At 33.5% G+C, this 18718-nt stretch carries 15 protein-coding genes; 3 read left to right on the top strand and 12 right to left on the bottom strand.

Translation table 11 applies throughout. The features are described from left to right. Positions 1 to 26: 26 nt before the first annotated feature. The 3 genes from HQN85_RS06720 to HQN85_RS06730 all read right to left on the bottom strand — a co-directional run bounded on the left by HQN85_RS06720 (position 27) and on the right by HQN85_RS06730 (position 1938). Entirely contained in the window at positions 27 to 572 is a 546-nt protein-coding gene (locus HQN85_RS06720; RefSeq protein WP_173270456.1) for a hypothetical protein, read from the bottom strand. A 163-nt stretch (positions 573 to 735) separates the two neighbouring features. Next, the gene (locus tag HQN85_RS06725) at positions 736 to 1518 is read right to left on the bottom strand and encodes an enoyl-CoA hydratase/isomerase family protein (protein WP_173270459.1); all 783 of its coding nucleotides are present in this window, start codon (positions 1516 to 1518) and stop codon (positions 736 to 738) included. Next, on the bottom strand, positions 1519 to 1938 hold the full coding sequence (locus HQN85_RS06730; protein ID WP_173270462.1) for a cobalamin B12-binding domain-containing protein: 420 nt from the start codon (positions 1936 to 1938) through the stop codon (positions 1519 to 1521). It lies immediately after the preceding gene. Between the two features lie 123 nt (positions 1939 to 2061). Here HQN85_RS06730 and HQN85_RS06735 point away from each other — a divergent pair, with 123 nt between their 5' ends. Further along, the gene (locus tag HQN85_RS06735; RefSeq protein WP_173270465.1) at positions 2062 to 3720 is read left to right on the top strand and encodes a glutamine--tRNA ligase/YqeY domain fusion protein; all 1659 of its coding nucleotides are present in this window, start codon (positions 2062 to 2064) and stop codon (positions 3718 to 3720) included. Positions 3721 to 3821: 101 nt separating this feature from the next. Here HQN85_RS06735 and HQN85_RS06740 read toward each other — a convergent pair whose 3' ends face one another. Beyond that, positions 3822 to 4655 carry an N-acetylmuramoyl-L-alanine amidase gene (locus HQN85_RS06740; protein WP_173270468.1) on the bottom strand — a complete coding sequence of 278 codons (834 nt, stop codon included), beginning with the start codon at positions 4653 to 4655 and terminating at the stop codon, positions 3822 to 3824. A 112-nt stretch (positions 4656 to 4767) separates the two neighbouring features. Between HQN85_RS06740 and HQN85_RS06745 the strand changes: the two genes are divergently transcribed. Both HQN85_RS06745 and HQN85_RS06750 read left to right on the top strand, forming a co-directional pair. After that, the gene (locus HQN85_RS06745; protein ID WP_173270471.1) at positions 4768 to 6438 is read left to right on the top strand and encodes a dipeptidyl-peptidase 3 family protein; all 1671 of its coding nucleotides are present in this window, start codon (positions 4768 to 4770) and stop codon (positions 6436 to 6438) included. Positions 6439 to 6688: 250 nt separating this feature from the next. Beyond that, complete coding sequence (locus HQN85_RS06750) at positions 6689 to 9118, top strand: TonB-dependent receptor domain-containing protein (protein WP_173270474.1); 2430 nt, start codon at positions 6689 to 6691, stop codon at positions 9116 to 9118. Between the two features lie 99 nt (positions 9119 to 9217). Here HQN85_RS06750 and HQN85_RS06755 read toward each other — a convergent pair whose 3' ends face one another. The 8 genes from HQN85_RS06755 to gltX form a co-directional block, all read right to left on the bottom strand. Then, complete coding sequence (locus tag HQN85_RS06755; RefSeq protein WP_173270477.1) at positions 9218 to 9580, bottom strand: response regulator; 363 nt, start codon at positions 9578 to 9580, stop codon at positions 9218 to 9220. Between the two features lie 6 nt (positions 9581 to 9586). Beyond that, positions 9587 to 10150, bottom strand: a complete 564-nt coding sequence (locus tag HQN85_RS06760) for a chemotaxis protein CheB (RefSeq protein ID WP_173270480.1) — start codon at positions 10148 to 10150, stop codon at positions 9587 to 9589. Next, positions 10137 to 10973, bottom strand: a complete 837-nt coding sequence (locus HQN85_RS06765) for a CheR family methyltransferase (RefSeq protein ID WP_173270483.1) — start codon at positions 10971 to 10973, stop codon at positions 10137 to 10139. Before HQN85_RS06765 ends, HQN85_RS06760 begins: the two co-directional genes overlap by 14 nt. Then, complete coding sequence (locus HQN85_RS06770; RefSeq protein ID WP_173270486.1) at positions 10973 to 11347, bottom strand: response regulator; 375 nt, start codon at positions 11345 to 11347, stop codon at positions 10973 to 10975. Before HQN85_RS06770 ends, HQN85_RS06765 begins: the two co-directional genes overlap by 1 nt. A gap of 18 nt (positions 11348 to 11365) precedes the next feature. Beyond that, positions 11366 to 14944: a response regulator gene (locus HQN85_RS06775; protein ID WP_173270488.1), complete on the bottom strand. Its 3579-nt coding sequence runs from the start codon at positions 14942 to 14944 to the stop codon at positions 11366 to 11368. A 13-nt stretch (positions 14945 to 14957) separates the two neighbouring features. Continuing rightward, positions 14958 to 16085, bottom strand: a complete 1128-nt coding sequence (locus HQN85_RS06780) for an ATP-binding response regulator (RefSeq protein ID WP_173270491.1) — start codon at positions 16083 to 16085, stop codon at positions 14958 to 14960. A gap of 116 nt (positions 16086 to 16201) precedes the next feature. After that, complete coding sequence (gene ypfJ, locus HQN85_RS06785) at positions 16202 to 17038, bottom strand: KPN_02809 family neutral zinc metallopeptidase (RefSeq protein WP_173270494.1); 837 nt, start codon at positions 17036 to 17038, stop codon at positions 16202 to 16204. Between the two features lie 63 nt (positions 17039 to 17101). Further along, a complete protein-coding gene (gltX, locus tag HQN85_RS06790; protein WP_173270497.1) occupies positions 17102 to 18610 on the bottom strand; it encodes a glutamate--tRNA ligase in 1509 nt (502 codons plus the stop codon). Positions 18611 to 18718 lie beyond the last annotated feature (108 nt).

Genomic DNA, 18718 nt, shown 5'->3' on the forward strand with positions numbered 1-18718 from the left:
TTTTAAAGAAATTATTTTCTTTTGAGTTAAAAATCGTAACCTAATCTTAAACCCATAAATCCACCGCCATCAAGACCTTCATATCTTACACCAATATCAAATCCACCAAAACGAGCACCAATAGATGGGGCATAGGTAAAGCTTGAGCTGCTTACAAAACCATAAGTTGGAGTGGTTCCATTAAAACTTTTAACAGTATATGTTTTAGCAATAGTCATCCCCGCTTCGGCCATTCCATAAAAATTTTCCGAGAACATGTAACGTCCACCTAATTTAATAGGAATAAAGATTGAGGCTTTAGTATTGGTATTTGCGCCGCTAAAACTTTTTGGGAAAAATGCCATTCCACCCGAGGTAAGTGTAGCATCAAAGTTTTCTGCAATTCCCTGGCTAAATCTTAAAGTTAACCCAGCTCCTGCATCATAAACTTTTAATCCACCTGATGGCAATGCGCCTTCTAAGCCAATACCAAATTTAAATCCATTTACACCTCCTTTAGAGTCTTGTGCTTTTAAATTTACACTAGCAAGCAACATAGCGCCAGCCAATAATGTGAGTACTAATTTTTTCATGTTTGTTGGTTTTTAGTTTATTATTTGTTTAAGCAAATATTGCAACAAACGCAACTTCATAAAATACCCTCACATTGGTATATTTACCTACCCAACAGTACTTACAAAACAAAACCCATTGATAATCAATATCAATGGGTTTAAAAACTTAAAATATCAAAACTTATTTCCCTTTAAAAATCGCTTTTCTTTTTTCTAAAAATGCGCCAACACCTTCTTTAAAATCTTCCGTTTGAAAACATTTTGCAAACTCTTCAATCTCTACATCAAATCCCTTTACATCATTTTTTAAAGATGAATTAACCGCTTTTATAGCACTTGCTATTGCTAGTGGCGCTCTAAGTTTAATTCTGTTTAAAATTTCTTCTGCCTTGTTTATCAGCTCTGCTTGTGGTACAACTTCATTTACCAAACCTATTTTGTAAGCTTTATCTGCGGTAATCATATCTGCAGTTGTAATCATTTCAATTGCTCGCCCTTTACCAACCAACTGTGTTAAGCGTTGAGTTCCGCCATAACCAGGTATTAAACCTAAAGTCACCTCTGGTAAACCTAATTTTGCATTTTCACTAGCAATGCGGATGTGACATGCCATCGCTAATTCTAATCCGCCACCAAGAGCAAAACCATTGATAGCTGCAACTACAGGTTTTGGACAATTTTCTATGGCATCAAAAACATTAGTTTGACCAACTTTTGCTAATTCTTTTCCTTCTTCTAAATTGTAATTTTGAAATTCAGAAATATCAGCGCCAGCTACAAAAGCTTTCTCGCCAGCGCCTGTCAACAACACGCCAAGAATTTCATCGTTTTGCGCAGCAAATTTAATTGCATCTGCTAATTCTGTTAAAACATCTTTGTTTAATGCGTTAAGTTTTTGTTCTCTATTTATAGTGATGTAAAAAATATTTTCTTTTACTTCGGTTAAAATTTGCTGATACATCATTTAAAAATTTCTATTTGTAATTACCCATTTCTCTATATACTCAACAATACTAGCCATTGGTGTCCCTGGCGGAAAAAGTTCTCCAACACCTATTTCTTGTAGCTTTTTCATATCTCCTTCTGGAATTATGCCTCCACCAGTTAACAAAACATCTGTGAGTTGTTTTTCTTTCATAATAGCCACAATTTTTGGGAAAACCGTCATGTGTGCGCCCGAAAGAATTGAAACCCCAATCGCATCTACATCTTCTTGTAGCGCAGTATTTACTACCATTTCTGGAGTTTGACGCAAACCTGTGTAAATTACTTCCATGCCGGCATCACGTAAAGAGGTTGCAATTACTTTTGCCCCACGATCATGCCCATCTAAACCCACTTTTGCCACCAAAACTCTAATTGGTCTATTTAATGTTTTGTTCATATTTTGATACTAAAATAGGATGTAAATGTAATTAAATTAGCTGTTTTATTAATCAACCCACTAAAAACAACCTTAAAATACCCTTAATCTTCTTAACTTTGGTGTCTATAATTTATAATTTTTATGAGTGAAGAAAAATCATTGAACTTTATTGAAGAGCTAATAGAGAATGATTTAAGTAGTGGAAAAACGAAAACTTTGGTTACGCGTTTTCCGCCAGAGCCTAACGGATACTTACATATTGGCCATGCAAAAGCAATATGCCTTAACTTTGGATTAACCCAAAAATATGGTGGTTATACCAATTTGCGTTTTGATGATACTAATCCGATTACGGAAAAAACTGAATATGTAAATAGCCAGCAAGAAGATATTCATTGGTTGGGTTTTGAGTGGAAAAACGAATTATATGCGTCAGATTATTTTGATCAATTACATGGTTTTGCCGTAAAACTGATTGAAAAGGGCTTGGCCTATGTAGATCATAGCACAGCCGAAGAAATTGCAGAACAAAAAGGAACACCAACAGAGCCCGGAAAAGAAAGCGCCTATAGAAGTCGTAGCATAGCTGAAAATTTAGCTTTATTTGCGAGCATGAAAAATGGTGAATTTGAGGACGGTGTTTGCACATTACGTGCTAAAATTGATTTATCAAGTTCTAATATGTTGATGCGTGATCCGATTATTTACAGAATTAAACACGCTCATCACCATAGAACTGGAAATGCTTGGTGTATTTACCCAATGTATGATTTTGCACATGGACAAAGTGATAGTATTGAAAATATCACACATTCCATTTGCACATTAGAATATGTTTCACACCGTGAATTGTACGATTGGTTTATCGAAAAGTTAGATATTTTCCCTTCAAAACAATATGAATTTGCCCGCTTAAACCTTACGTATACGGTAATGAGCAAACGCAAATTAATGCAGTTGGTGAACGAAAATTTAGTTAGCGGATGGGATGACCCGCGTATGCCTACAATTAGCGGGTTGCGCAGAAGAGGCTATACGCCAGAAAGTATTAAAGAATTTTGCGAACGTATCGGCATTGCCAAAAGAGAAAATCTAATTGAATTAAGTTTATTAGAATTTTGCATACGAGAAGATTTGAACAAAAGAGCTACTCGTGTAATGGCAGTTTTAGATCCAATTAAATTAGTAATTACCAATTATCCGGCAGGAAAAGAAGAAATCTTAATTGGAGAAAACAATCCAGAAGCTGAAGATAAAGGCGGAACACGTGAAATTCCTTTCAGTAATGAATTGTGGATAGAGCGTGAGGATTTTATGGAAGAACCTGCTAAAAAATGGTTCAGATTAGCACCTGGCGCAACTGTAAGATTAAAACATGCTTACATAGTAAAATGCGAAGACTTTAAGAAAGATGAAAACGGAAATGTAACCGAAATTCAGTGTACATATATTCCAGAATCAAAAAGTGGAGAAGATACAAGTGGTATAAATGTAAAAGGAACTATTCATTGGGTAAGTGCTAAACATGCACAAACAGCAGAAGTTCGTTTGTATGATCGCTTATTTACAGTAGAATCTCCAGATAGCGAAGAGGGTGATTTTAAAGATTATCTAAATTCAGAAAGCATGGAAGTAATTAAACAAGCATACATTGAACCGTATTTAATAAATGCAGAACAAGGTGTAGGTTATCAATTTATTCGTAAGGGTTATTTCTGTGTAGATAAAGATTCGAAACCTGGTCAATTAGTTTTTAATAGAACCGTTTCGTTGAAAGAAGCTTGGAAACCTAAAGCGTAATTTTCATTATATTATTAAGCCGCAGATGCGAAGGTTTTAAATCTACACATCTGCGGCTTTTTTGTTTCGTAAAACACGGGTATGTTTTTATTGGTTATTATTTACATATATTTCTTGTACAGATTGTATAAAATCAACTTATCTGGATCTGTCAATGTTGGTGTAATATCTGTTCCTACAAAGTGACGTTTAAATGCTGTAATCGCAGCAGGTAAATTACGCACATCATATCCAATAATTCTAAGCGCTATTGTAGTATCAAAATCTGCTGGGGGCATTTGCAAAACATCATCATACCACAATCCAAAACCTCTTTTGGCTAAAGTTTTCCAAGGGAAATTATTTGGATCTGGTTTACGTGTTGGGGCAATATCTGCATGTCCAATAAAATTAGCTGTTGGAATACTATACTTCTTTTTTAATGTAGCTAGTAATGAACAAAGGCTATTAATTTGGGCATCTGTCCAAGGATCTGTTGTACCATTATTATCTAATTCTATACCGATTGAAGAAGAGTTTAAATCTGTATCATTTCCCCAACGACCTACGCCAGCATGTTGAGCTCTTAAATAATCATTCACCATGTGATATACTTTCCCGTCTCTACCAACAACATAATGTGCACTAACAGCGGTTCTGGCAATAGTGAAGGTTTTTAGCGTTTGTGCAGTTGAATCTTGTGCCGTATGATGTATAATTACAAAATTAGGCTTACGGATTCCCATATTTACAGTTCCCACAAAGTATTGTTCATTATTTAACGAATCAATAGTTTGACCTTCAGGAGGAGTGGCTTTAATAATTTTAGAAAAGCCTTTTGCCATATTTTTATATACCTTATCTGTAGCGGCATATTTACTAGTGCTACAATTGGTTAACAAGAATACGCAAGAAAGTAAGAGAATGCTTTTTAATGTTATTTTGTTTACTAACATGATTTATATTTAGGAATAAGAGGTTGAGCATGCAATATATTAAATTATACATGCTTATATTTTTTGCTAATTTAGTGCATTGAAACAAAATGAAAAACAATTTCTTAACTAAATGAAAAACATTCAGAAAATAGCAACTTTATTTATAGGATTTTCAATTACAGCATGCCTATTTGCATGTAGTAATTCGGGGCAAACAACCGATAAGAAAGAGAAAATAACAAAAGATTCGCTACAAGATTATGTAGCTCAGCGCTTACCAATTTACGAGAAAGTAAGATTAAGTACCAATCTTAATCAGTTAACCGTAAGCGAACGAAAAGTTTTGCCGTTGCTGATAGAGGCAGCGAAAATAATGGATGATTTATTTTGGAAACAAGCATATCCACAACGTGATAGCCTGTTAAATACAATAAAAGATGAAAATACTAAAGAGTTTATTAAAATAAATTATGGTCCTTGGGATAGATTAAATGGAGATAAACCTTTTGTAACAGGTATAGGTCCAAAATCAGAAACTGGAACTTTTTATCCTGCCGGGATGACAAAAGAAGCTTTAGAAAAATCGGATGTAAAAGATAAATATGGCTTATACTCTGTCATTAGAACTGAAAAAGGCAAATTGATTTCTGTTCCATATCATGTGCTGTATGCTACAGAATTACAAAAAGCAAGTAGCTTACTTAAACAAGCAGCTTTATTAGCGGATGATGCAGGACTAAAAAAATACTTAAATCTTAGAGCCGATGCTTTAGTTACCGACGATTATTCTGCTAGTGATTATGCTTGGCTAGATATGAAAACTAACGGATTAGACATTATTATTGGCCCAATTGAAAACTATGAGGATAAGCTATTTAATGCTCGTGCTGCTTTCGAATCATATGTTTTAGTTAAAGATAAAGTGTGGAGTAAACGTTTGGCCAAATATGTAGCCATGTTACCCGAACTACAAAAAGGATTACCAGTTGCTGCTCAATATAAAAAAGAAGTGCCTGGAACAGATTCTGAATTAAATGCTTACGACGTAGTTTATTATGCTGGAGATTGTAATGCAGGATCGAAAACAATTGCGGTAAATTTACCAAATGACGAAGCTATTCAACAGAAAAAAGGAACACGCCGTTCCCAGTTAAAAAATGCGATGCAGGCTAAATTTGATAAAATCTTAGTTCCAATAGCAAAAGAATTGATTGATAAAGACCAACAGCAGTATATTAAATTTGATGCATTTTTTGCCAATGTAATGTTTCATGAAGTTGCCCATGGTTTAGGTATTAAAAATACCATTTCAGGCAAAGGAACAGTTCGCTCTGCATTAAAAGAGCAATATTCTTGGTTAGAAGAAGGTAAAGCCGATATTTTAGGATTGTACATGGTTACTGGCTTACTTAAAAAAGGCGAATTAACTGGCGATATTAAAGAGTACTACACCACTTTTATGGCAGGTTTATTGAGATCTGTGCGTTTTGGCGCATCAGAAGCACACGGAAAAGCAAACATGCAATGCTTTAACTTCTTTAAAGAAAAAGGGGCTTTCGAAAGAACTGCAAATGGAACTTATAAGGTTGACTTTGATAAATTTGCCGTAGCAATGAACGAGCTAAGCAGTTTCATTATTACGTTGCAAGGTAATGGTGATAAAGCTGCAGTAGAAAAAGCACAAAAAGAAAAAGGCATTATCCACCCAGAATTACAAACAGATTTAGATCGTTTAAGTAAAAAAGGTATTCCAGTTGATATTGTTTTTGAACAAGGCGTTGATGTTTTAGGAATGAAATAATCAATATCCATCTTTAGAAGAGCTCATTTAATTAGTTTAAATGGGCTCTTTTATTTTAAAAAACATCGGGCAAGAAAAAAAGAAAAAATTTTCTGTAACCTTTTTTAGGTTACGCTCGTCTATACAATACAAACTAATAAAAAGGCTTCCGGTCTTTTAACTAAACTTAAAATTTTTGGAAATGAAAAAAATTTGCGTGCGAACGCTATGAAATTTTTATGCCCTATTTTTTAAACCAAACAAACACACAATGAAAACTATTTACTTTTTACTATTTGTATTATTAACTGGAAACATCGCCCTTGCGAACACAAAGCAAGGAACCATAAGTGGCGTTGTAGTAGACGAGCAAAGCAAGCCAATTGATTTTGTAACGATTGGCCTTTTTAAATCATCCGATTCGTCCTTAGTTAAAACCGCCTTAACCACAGTTGATGGAAAATTTGAATTTGCAAACATCAATACTGGTTCTTACTTCGTGAAAGCAAATATGATGGGTTATGTAATATACAAAGGAAACCCATTTCAACTAACTGAAAATAATTTATCACTGAACTTAGAAGAAATCCGTCTAAAGCCTAATAGCAAAACGTTAAACACAGTGAGTATAACTGCTATTAAACCACTTATTGAACGTAAAACCGATAAGTTGGTAATGAATGTAGAAAATAGCAGTGTAGCTATTGGCTCATCTGCACTAGAGGTTTTGCAAAAAGCACCTGGTGTAACAGTAGATCAAAACGATAACATTTCTATGCAGGGCAAACAAGGTGTTTTGATAATGTTAGATGGAAAACAAACCTATATGAGTAATGCTGATGTTGCCAATTTATTGAGAAATATGCAGAGTTCAGAGCTTGAAACAATTGAATTAATTACTAATCCTTCTTCAAAATACCCTGCATCTGGTAATTCTGGAATTATCAATATTAAAACTAAAAAGAGCAAAAATGGAGGCACCAATGGAAGCGTTTCATTGACCGCAGCGCAAGGCAAAAATTTTAGAGGAAATGCAGGTCTAACGCTAAACCATCGTTCTAAAAAACTAAATGTATTTGGGAACTATAACTACGGCAATTTTAGAAATAATAACTTATTAGAAATTAACCGGATTTCCAATGGTAGTCCAAAAACCTATTTTATGCAAGTAGGTGAAAATTATAGAAAACGTGAGAACAATAACTTTAAAACGGGCTTAGACTATTTTATTGACAAGAAAAACACGATTGGGTTTTTAGTTAATGGCTACTTAAACACAGGTAAAGAAACAACTGATAATAAAACCCTGATCGGAAAATCTTATACAGAAACAGATTCTTTACTTAATACTAATTCGCAATCAATTGATAAGTATAATAACCTTGCGTACAATTTAAATTATAAATCAATTTTAGACACAGCTGGTTCCGAAATTTCTGCAGACTTAGACTATTCTTGTTATAATGGAAAGGATATTGCAGATTACTATAATGATTATCTCTTTGCCAATGGAAGTAAAATTAGACCATTGAGTGTAATCAGAAATACTACACCAACCCAAATCGATATTAAAGCATTTAAAGTAGATTATAACGTATCACTAAGCAAAACTATAAAATTAGAAGCTGGTGTAAAAAGTAGCTGGGTTAAAACAGATAATAATTTGAGAGCTGAAGAATTGATTAACTCTACTTGGCAAAATGATGTTAGAAGAAGTAACCAGTTTGTTTACGATGAAAATGTAAATGCTATTTATACAAACATTAATAAACAGTTTAAAAGTACTAGTATACAATTTGGATTAAGGGTAGAACAAACAAACTCTACAGGGAATCTAATCACAAACAACGAGGTGGTTAAAAGGAGTTACTGGGACTTTTTCCCAACTTTCTTTTTGCAACAAACTTTATCTAAGGATAATCAAATTGGATTTTCTTACAGCCGTAGAATTGATAGACCAAGTTATGATGCATTAAATCCTTTTGTTTATTATTTGGATGAATATACTTACAATAAAGGAAATCCTTTCTTAAATCCTCAATACACTAACAATTTTGAAGTTTCTTACACTTTTAAACAGAAATATTTATTATCAGTTAATTATAGCAGAGTAAATGATGTAATAACACAGGTTTTATTGCCTGATGAATCTAAAAAAGCGTTATATCAAACCAATGCCAACCTGACTAAAAATGTAAGTTATGGAGCCAATCTAAACGTACCAATTAAACCATTCAAATTGTGGGATATGAATAATAATTTTAATGTTTTTCACTTAAGTTTTGAAGCACCAAATTTAGCCGGTCAAAAATTAAAAACCGGTAAAACATCATTCCAATATAAAATGCAAAATACTTTTATAATCATCCCAGGATTAACTGCAGAATTAAGTGGAAATTACGAATCTCCAATAGATTATGGAACGCTTAGTATAGGGAATAGATACTATGTAGATATGGGGTTAAGTAAATCTTTATTGAACAAAAAAGCTAGTTTAAAACTTGCACTTAGTGATGTATTTAATACAAATGAGCAAAATATTACGAGTGCTTATCCGGGCTTAACATATGATCTATATCAAAAGAACGATACCCAAATTGGAAGAATCAGTTTCACTTATCGTTTTGGTAAAAATGAAATTAAACCTGCACGTCGTCGTGCAACGGGAACAGAAGATGAGCAAGGAAGAATGAAGAATTAATTAATACCTTTCATTCTCATTTTCAGTGGAATGACGATACTTTGTTAGAAGCCAAACAACATATTTATGCCTTATATAGTTTAAACTATGTAAGGCATTTTATTTTCCAATGTAAGTGTTTACAATTTCTTCAAGCTCCTGAATATCAAAAGGCTTAGGCAAAAAACTATCAGCACCTGCTTTTTGTGCTAACATACTTACATCATTATTTGCTGAAAAATATATTACCGGAATATGCTTCAACTCTTCGTGGCTTTTTAATTCTTGAGTTGCTTCGATTCCACCAACATCTGGCAACCAATTGTCCATAAAAATCAAATCGGGCATATACGCCGATACCTGATCTACAATGTGATTTGATGTTGCAGAAGTTTTAATTTCATAACCAGCATCTTCCAAAATTAAAGTGCACAATTCTAAAATATCTTCATTATCATCAAAAATAAACACCTTTTTATTCATACTTCTTTAGCTTAATGAATTTATATAGTCTGACATTTCATCTATTTTTAAAACCTTATCTATATTGGCCTTTAAAATTGCTTGTGCTGGCATGTAATTTACTTGCGCAGTAAGCGGATCTTGTACTGCTGTTTCTCCACCATAATTCTTAACTGTAATTAAACCATTTACACCATCAGAATTCGAGCCAGAAAGTAATAAACATACCAATTTATCTCCATATACTTCTGCAGCAGATTGAAAAGTTACATCAATTGATGGTCTTGAATAATTTACCTTCTCTGAGTAATCTAAAGAAAAAGTTAAATTCTTTTCTATCAATAAATGATAATCTGAAGGCACAATATAAATAGTTCCTGGTAAAACGCTTTCTTTTTCTTCTATTTCTTTAACTATTAATGCTGTTTTAGTAGATAAAAGCTCTGATAATAATGAATCTGTACCTTGTTTACGGTGCACTACAATAATAATTGGAAAAGGAATGTTAATATCGATTTTTGGTAATACCTTAATCAGTACCTCTAAACTTCCGGCAGAGCCGCCAATAACCAAAGCATTACAGTTTTTCATCGCTTAATTTCCTCCAAATTTTTTCAGTTTCTAACCTTTTATAGCGTTTACTAATTGGTGAAAAATCGGTTGTTTCTTTTGTTCCTAATGCTAAATAGCCTAACTTTTCTAAGCTATTATCAAAAAGTTGTAACACTTTAAACTGTAAATCTCTATCAAAATAAATTAGCACATTACGGCATAATATTAATTGGAACTCGTTAAAAGAATGATCTGAAACTAAATTATGTGTAGAGAAAATCATTTTAGCTTTAAGTTCATTATCAAATTTAGCTAAAGAATAATTTGCACTATAATATGACGAAAAATCTTTTGTTCCACCAGATCCAATATAATTTTCTGAATATTGCTTCATTTGACTAAGCGGGAACATGCCTTGTGCTGCTTTTTCTAATACAGTAGGATTTATATCTGTAGCATAAATAAGAGATTTATTCAGCAAGTTTAATTCTTTTAGCAATATGGCCATTGAGTACGCTTCTTCGCCAGTTGAGCATCCCGCCAGCCAAATTCTAATAAATGGATAAGTACCCAAATTTGGAAAGACCTTTTCTCTTAATGCTTTGTAAAATACAGGATCTCGAAACATCTCTGTAACATTCACTGTAATTTGTTCTACAAAGCGTTTAAAATAAGTACTATCGTTTGCTATTTTATAACGAAATTCTGCAAAACTAACCTGTTTATCTAAGCTAAATAATCGCAGTAGTCTTCGTTTAAAGGACGCTCTTGAATAACCAGTAAAATCATATCCATATTGCTCTAAAACATCTGTAATTAATGTTTCTACTTGTTCGTCATTTATAGAGGATGAGTTTGGCACTATATATAATTTTTTAGTTGAAGAACCAATTCGTCAACATTAACTGGTTTAGAGATATAACCTACTGCACCAGCATTTATGCAACGTTCTTTATCACCAACCATGGCTTGTGCGGTCACTGCAATTACAGGTACCGATTTCATTTCTGGGTGTTTTTTCATTTCAGACATAGCTTGATATCCATCCATATCTGGCATCATCATATCCATTAAAACAACTGCTATATCTTTGTCGCTTGCTAGGATATCAAAACCTTGTTGAGCACTACTTGCAGATAAACAAGTAAATTTTTTAGCTTTCAAAACTGCTTTTAGTGCAAATATATTCCTACTGTCGTCGTCTATTATTAATATTTTTTTTGTCTTAACTTCCATAAATTCTTAAAACAATCTTTAAACTTTATCATATAACCAAACCCTTAATAAAGAAACTAATTGATCAATATCAACAGGTTTAGAGATATAATCTGATGCTCCAGCAGCTATGCATTTTTCTCTATCTCCCATCATTGCCTTTGCAGTAACAGCTAAAATGGGTAATTGTTTGTAAGCAGGCATTGTCCTTATTTCTTTTGTAGTTTGATAGCCATCTAATTCAGGCATCATCATGTCCATTAAAACCACATCAACTTTAGGATTTTCATTTAACACTTTTAAGGCTTCTTTACCATCTACAGCAGCTAAAACCTTCATTTTATGCTGCTCTAAGGCTTTTGTTAAGGAGAAAATATTACGAACATCATCATCTGCAATTAATACTACTTTATCTTTTAATACTTCATTTAACCCACCTAAATTAGATCTCAAAGGAGTAGTCTGCTTACCTTTTTCCTCTACCAAATGCAAAAATAATCCTGCTTCATCTAAAATACGTTGATAGGAATGAGCAGTTTTTAAAACAATAGAATCTGCATATTGCTTAATACGACTTTCTTCTCCTTTTGATAAATTTTTGCCTGTAAAAATTATAATCGGGAGGTTTTCTAATCCTTCACTTTTCTTAATTGTTTCTAAAGTTTCATAAGCATTTTTATCAGGAACACCCATATCTAAAATGACACATTCTATTTCTTTTTTCCGAAGTGCTTCAATGCTTTCCTTCACATTCTTCGAAACAACATTTTGAATATTAGAAGTACCTAAAAAGTAACTTAATGCTTTGGCGTGTTGCTCATTTTCTTCAACAATTAATACTTTTTTAGGATATCTGCTTAAGGCATCTTCTAATTTTTCGAAAATCTGTTTCATTTGCTCTAAAGCCACAGGTTTATCGATAAAATCTACTGCTCCTTTTAGTAAGCTTTCTTTTTTTACAGAAAGCGATGACATAATATGAACTGGAATAGGTCGTGTATTAGGATTGGCCTTTAGTTCTTCCATTACTTGCCATCCATCTTTTACTGGTAGTTGAATATCCAGTAAAATAGCTAAAGGATTATATTCATTTGCCAATTCTAAGCCTACGTCTCCACGCACTGCAACTATACCTTTATAATTTCTTTTTCGCGTAAAATCAAGTAAGGTTTTAGCAAAAATTGTATCATCTTCAATAATCAAAATCACTTTGTCAGATGGTCCGATGCTAGCTCTATCATCTTCAACATCACCAGGAATATGCTCAACTGTAAATCTCTCTTCAGGAATTGGTTCCGTATAGGTAGATGAATATTGGGTTTCAAAATTAATTAATTGCTCTCCTAAAACGCCATTTTTATACTGCATTGGAACAATCAATGAAAACTCACTTCCAACATTTTCTTCACTTTCTAATTGAATATCTCCACCCAGTAGTTTGGCTAATTCCCTACTAATAGATAATCCTAAGCCTGTCCCTCCAAACTTACGTCTAGTAGATCCATCTGCTTGTTGGAAGGCTTCAAATACCATGTGTACTTTGTTTTGAGCAATTCCAATTCCCGAATCTTTAACTTTAAAAATTAGAGCTTTACGGCTAGGATCAGCTAATACTTGTAGGCTTACTTTCCCCTCTGAAGTGAATTTAAAAGCATTAGATAACAGATTTTTTAAGATTTGTTCTAATCTCATTTTATCTGTACTCATATGTGCGGGTACATCCTTATTTATTACAACTTCGAATTCTAATCGCCTTTCTTTAGCAATTGGATTAAATAAAGAATGCATATCTGTTGTTACTTCTTCTAATTTAATTTCTTCTATTTCCAAGCTCATTTTACCAGCTTCTATTTTGGAAAGATCTAAAATCTCATCAATTAGATTAAGCAAACCCTGACCAGAACTTTGAATTACAGAAGCATATTCTGTGTATTCTTTATCCAATTCTTCATTATCTGCCATTAATTTAGACAATAATAAAATTGAATTTAGCGGAGTTCTTAATTCATGCGACATATTTGCTAAAAACTCAGATTTGTAGCGAGTACTTTGCTCTAATTGTTCTGCCTTCTGCTGAATATCAATATTCCTTTCTTGAATAAGCTGATTTTTTTCTTCAAGCAAACTTGTTCTTTCTTCTAATTCCTGATTACTCTGTAAAAGTTCCTCTTGTTGTACGCGAAGTTCCTCCTCAGAAGCTTGAATTTTTTGTGTTTGAGCTTCAAGCTCAGCATTCAATCCTTCAAGTTCGCTATGTTGCGCCTGTAATTCTTCCGCTTGGGCTTGGGTTTCTTCCAAAAATTCTTGAAGTTTTTTTCTGTTCTGAGCTACGTGAATAGCGATACCTATATTTCCAGCAATAGCATTAAAGAAATCTATTTTTCTAGGAGTGTAATCGTTTAGTGTCGCCAATTCAATCACACCAATCATAACTCCATCTCTATGTACTGGAAATGCAACTATATTTTTTGGTTTTGTTTGCCCAGTCGCATAGCTTATTGTTATTTCTTCATCTGGAATTTTATCTAATAAAATAAGCTTCTCCGATTTTAAACATTGCCCAATTAGGCCTTCACCAATTGCTATTTTTCTGCTTTTGTCCTTTGCTGATAAAGCATATCCACCGGTTAAATATAAATTTTTATCTTCTTCTAAAATATAAAGGGCTGCAACATGACTTTTTGAATGTTCCACAATGTGGATTAACATATCATTTGCCAATGTATTCAGATCTTTTTCACCCACCATTTGATCGTTTAGCTTGGCTATCCCAGATTGTAACCATTCTTTATCTTCCAACAAGCCAAATGAATATTGCAATGATTCTGCCATTGCATTTAATGAACCAACCAAGCTACCTAATCCATCTTTTGCAACTTCATCTAATCTAATCTTATAATCTCCGTTTGAAATTTGCTTAGCAATATCTTGAATTACCTGTATTCTTTTCTCAGTTTCTTCATTTATCATTTGCAATTTTTGCTGCAATTTTATACGGTGGTCAAAATCAGAAGCAACTTTTCTATAAAAGAAAATAGTGATGAGTAGAGAAAGAACCGCCGCTAAGATAATTAGCAGGGGTGTGTAGCCAGACAAGGTATTCATTTCAGTTGTACGATTGGCTAACAACCTTCTCTCTTCATTTTGCATGTCTTTTATAATCAACCTCAACTTATCCATGTACACTTTCCCGTCAAATAAGTTAGATTCCGACACAGCTCCATTGTTTTCCTTTATCACAATGGTTTTTTCAATAATCCCTAACCTTTTATCTAATATTTCTTTTATTTCATCTAATTTTCGTTGCTGAAAAGGATTGTCTTGAGTTTCTGCATTTATCTTGTTATATAGCATGTTCACTTTCTCTTTAGCACCAACATACGGTTCTAAGAAAACTTTTTTGCCTGTTAACAAATATCCTCTCTGCCCAGTTTCTGCATCTTTTAAGGTAGAAATTACATTTTCTAAACCCTCCATTACTTGGTTACTATGACTAACCAAATCTGAAGTTTTAATTAAATTTCTAATACTTACATAAGATGCTAATGAGCTTATGATCAATATGATTAATGATAAACCAAGCCCTAAACGGAGGTTAGTTTTTAGAGATAATTTCATTTAGAAGTATTTTTTAAGCATTAAATTCCGTTTTTAAATTAATTGGCATAGTGAAGTAAAATTCCGAACCTTCACCATATATACTGTTTACACCAATTTGTCCACCATGTCTTTTAATAATTTCTGCAGAAATATATAAGCCAATTCCCAAGCCTTGAAAACGTTGAGAAGTTTCTTCTACACGATAAAATTTATCGAACACATGATCTAATTGTTCGGGCGACATACCAATTCCATAATCTTTTACAGCTACATAAAGTTCATCATTTGATACATTAATGGTAAGCAGGATTTCACTAGTTCCAGGTGAATATTTTATTGCATTTGTTAAAAAATTAACAATCACCTGTTCAATACGCATCTCATCACCATAGATTTCACAATTGGCCAATCCTTTTTTATGTATTTTAAATTCAGGATTAGACTGTGTCATCACTTCAATTACATTATCTAAAAGAATATCAATAGGAAAATTTTGTTTATTAAACTTAAGTTTTCCGCTTTCAATTTTAGAAATATCTAACAGATCAGCAATTAAACTATTGAGCTTCTCTAGCTGCGATTGCGCTTTATTTAAATGTTTTTTTACAGTTTCGCTATCTCCTTTGCTTACACTTCTTTCTAGCAATTGCACATATCCTTTAACGCTTGTTAGTGGCGTTTTCAATTCGTGGCTAGCAATGCTGATGAATTCATCTTTTTTCCGCTCGGCTTCTTTACGAAATTCAATTTCTTCAAGCAAAGATTTCTGCATTTCATTTAGCTTTCTGTTTTGTTCGTAAATGCGGTAAAATGTTTTTACTTTAAGGAGTAAGATATTCATATCAACAGGTTTAGTAATATAATCTAAACCTCCAGATGAATAACCTTTTGCTATGAATTTAAATTCAGTATTTGCTGCAGATAAAAATATGATGGCAGTTTCTTTTGCTTTACTATATCCAGAAATGGCTTCTGCTACTTCAAAGCCATCCATGCCAGGCATTTGAACATCAAGAATGATTAATACGTAAGAGTTTTTTAGAACTTTTTTTAAAGCCTCTTCTCCAGATGAGGCTGTATCTACTTCAAAATCATGTTTTTCGAAAACCTTTTTTAAAGAAATTAGATTTTCTGGTGTATCATCTACAATAAGAATCATTCAAAAAATATTAAAACTTGGCGTTAAATATAGATGATTTTTACGGGTTAAATCACTATAAAGAAATGAAACAAAAATTAAACTGAATTGTTTGAAAAATTTAAGATAATAAAGAGTTACAACTTTGTGGTATTAAACGTATCCCCTTGTCTTATATCTCCTGTTTCAAATCCTTTTTTAAACCAATACATTCTTTGAGCAGAAGTACCATGGGTAAAAGCGTCTGGAACTACTTCTCCTTGACTTTGCTGTTGGAGTTTATCATCACCTATAGCATTAGCAGCAGTTAAAGCCTCTTCTATATCCCCTGCATCTAGTTTAAAATCTTTAAGATTTTGTGCGTGGTTCGCCCATAAACCAGCATAAAAATCGGCTTGTAGTTCTAATTTTACTGATAATTTATTGTATTCAACCTCACTCAATCTTCCGCGGGCTTCTTCCATTTTAGCCGAAATTCCCAATAAGTTTTGCACATGGTGACCAACTTCATGGGCAATTACATAGGCTTGTGCAAAATCACCAGCAGCACCAAAACGGTTTTTTAATTCGTCGTAAAATGATAAATCGATATAAACTTTATGATCTCCTGGACAATAAAATGGGCCAACTGAAGAACTTGCATTACCACAAGCAGACTGTACGCCATCTCTAAATAACCTTAAAACTGGCTGCTCATATTGTTCGCCTAGAGCATTAAATTGCTCTTCCCAAACTTGTTCAGTAGATTGGAGAACGCCTGCTACAAATTTACCTTGGGCATCTGTTGGTGTGCCTTTCTTAACCTCTCCTTGTTCAACAGCTGGCATCTGACCAACTAAACCGGTTAAATCTTTGCCGAATAACAAACCAACAATAACCACAATTATCCCAACACCGCCACCTAAGGCAACACGACCGCCACCACCACTTCTTCCATCTTCAACATTTTGACTTCCTTTTCCGAACCACTGCATAGCTTTTTGATTTACATTTTTAAATTGGTCGACAATTCTTATACCAATTTAGAAAATGAGCTCTTAGTTAAAAGCTGCAATGCCTTTCTCTATTCTACTTTGTGTTTCAGCCTTACCTAATAAAGCAGCAATATCAAAAACGCCAGGGCCAAATTTACCGCCTACTAGCATAATTCGGAAAGGTAGCATCAACTCTCCCGGTTTAAATCCTTTTGTTTCTGCTAACGATTTAAATTTTTCTTCTTGTTGTAAAGCAGAAGCATCATCTGTTAAATTTTGACCAAACTCTTGAAAGAATGCAGCTTTTTCAGGACTCCATTTTGGTTTAACGGCAGCTAAATCATATTCGGCTGGTGAAGAGAAAAAGTAAATGCTTTGATCAACAAAATCACCCAATAAATTACAGCGATCTTTAACCAAGTCGATTACTTTTAACAATAAACTCTCGTCTTTAATATCAATATTTTTTTGAGTTAGTAAACTTTGAACTGATGGCTGCAAACTGCTCGCTGAAGATTTTTTTATCCATTCGTGATTGTACCATTTGGCTTTTTCAAAATCGAATTTTGCACCAGCTTTACTAATACGTTCTATCGAGAACAAATCTATCAGTTCTGCTAATGAGAAAATTTCCTTATCCGTTCCATCATTCCAACCTAACATTGCTAAAAGATTAACAAAAGCTTCGGGCATAAAACCCAATTCTTTAAATCCTTTAGTAATATCTCCAGTCTTTGGGTCTGTCCAATTCATAGCGTACACAGGAAAACCTAACCGATCTCCATCACGTTTACTTAGTTTTCCATTTCCATCTGGTTTTAAGATCAATGGTAAATGCGCCCATTGTGGCATTTCATCTTCCCATCCTAAATATTTCCATAGTAAAATATGAATTGGTGAAGATGGCAACCATTCTTCTCCTCTAAAAGCATGACTAATTTCCATTGCTTTATCATCTACAACTACTGCTAAATGATAAGTAGGCATACCATCAGCTTTTAGTAAAACCTTATCATCTACCAAATTGGTATCAAAACTTACCAGGCCTCTAATCATATCAGAAAAAGAAACATTTTCGTTTTCAGGAATTTTAATTCGCACTACGTAAGGTGTATTTTCTGACAATAATTTAGCAACTTCATCTTGTGGTAATGTTAAAGAATTGCGCATTTCCATACGGCTTTTCTGTCCGTACAAAAAGTTAGGCTGATCATTTCTCTTAGCCGTTAATTCTTCAGGTGTATCAAATGCATAATAGGCATAACCATCGGCAATTAACTGCTCTGCATATTGTTTATAACTAGCTTTACGTTCGCTTTGGCGATATGGCCCAAAAGCACCTGGTTTTTGTGGGCTCTCATCTGGTGTTAATCCACACCAATTTAAGCAATCAACAATGTATTCTTCTGCGCCAGCAACAAAACGGTTTTGATCTGTATCTTCTACACGTAAAACGAAAGTTCCGTTGTGTTTTTTAGCAAATAAATAATTAAATAATGCGGTACGAACGCCGCCTAAGTGTAAGCCCCCAGTTGGACTTGGAGCAAATCTTACTCTAATTTTCTTTTCCATTACGGCACAAAGATATGATTTCAATGCAAGATGTAAGGTGGAAAATGGAAAAGGTAACGTTAGGCAGACTAAGTTTGTCGGTTACATACATTTTCCATCTTACCTTTT

Origin of the sequence: Pedobacter boryungensis (assembly GCF_013204825.1) — a bacterium.
GTDB classification, from domain to species: domain Bacteria; phylum Bacteroidota; class Bacteroidia; order Sphingobacteriales; family Sphingobacteriaceae; genus Pedobacter; species Pedobacter boryungensis.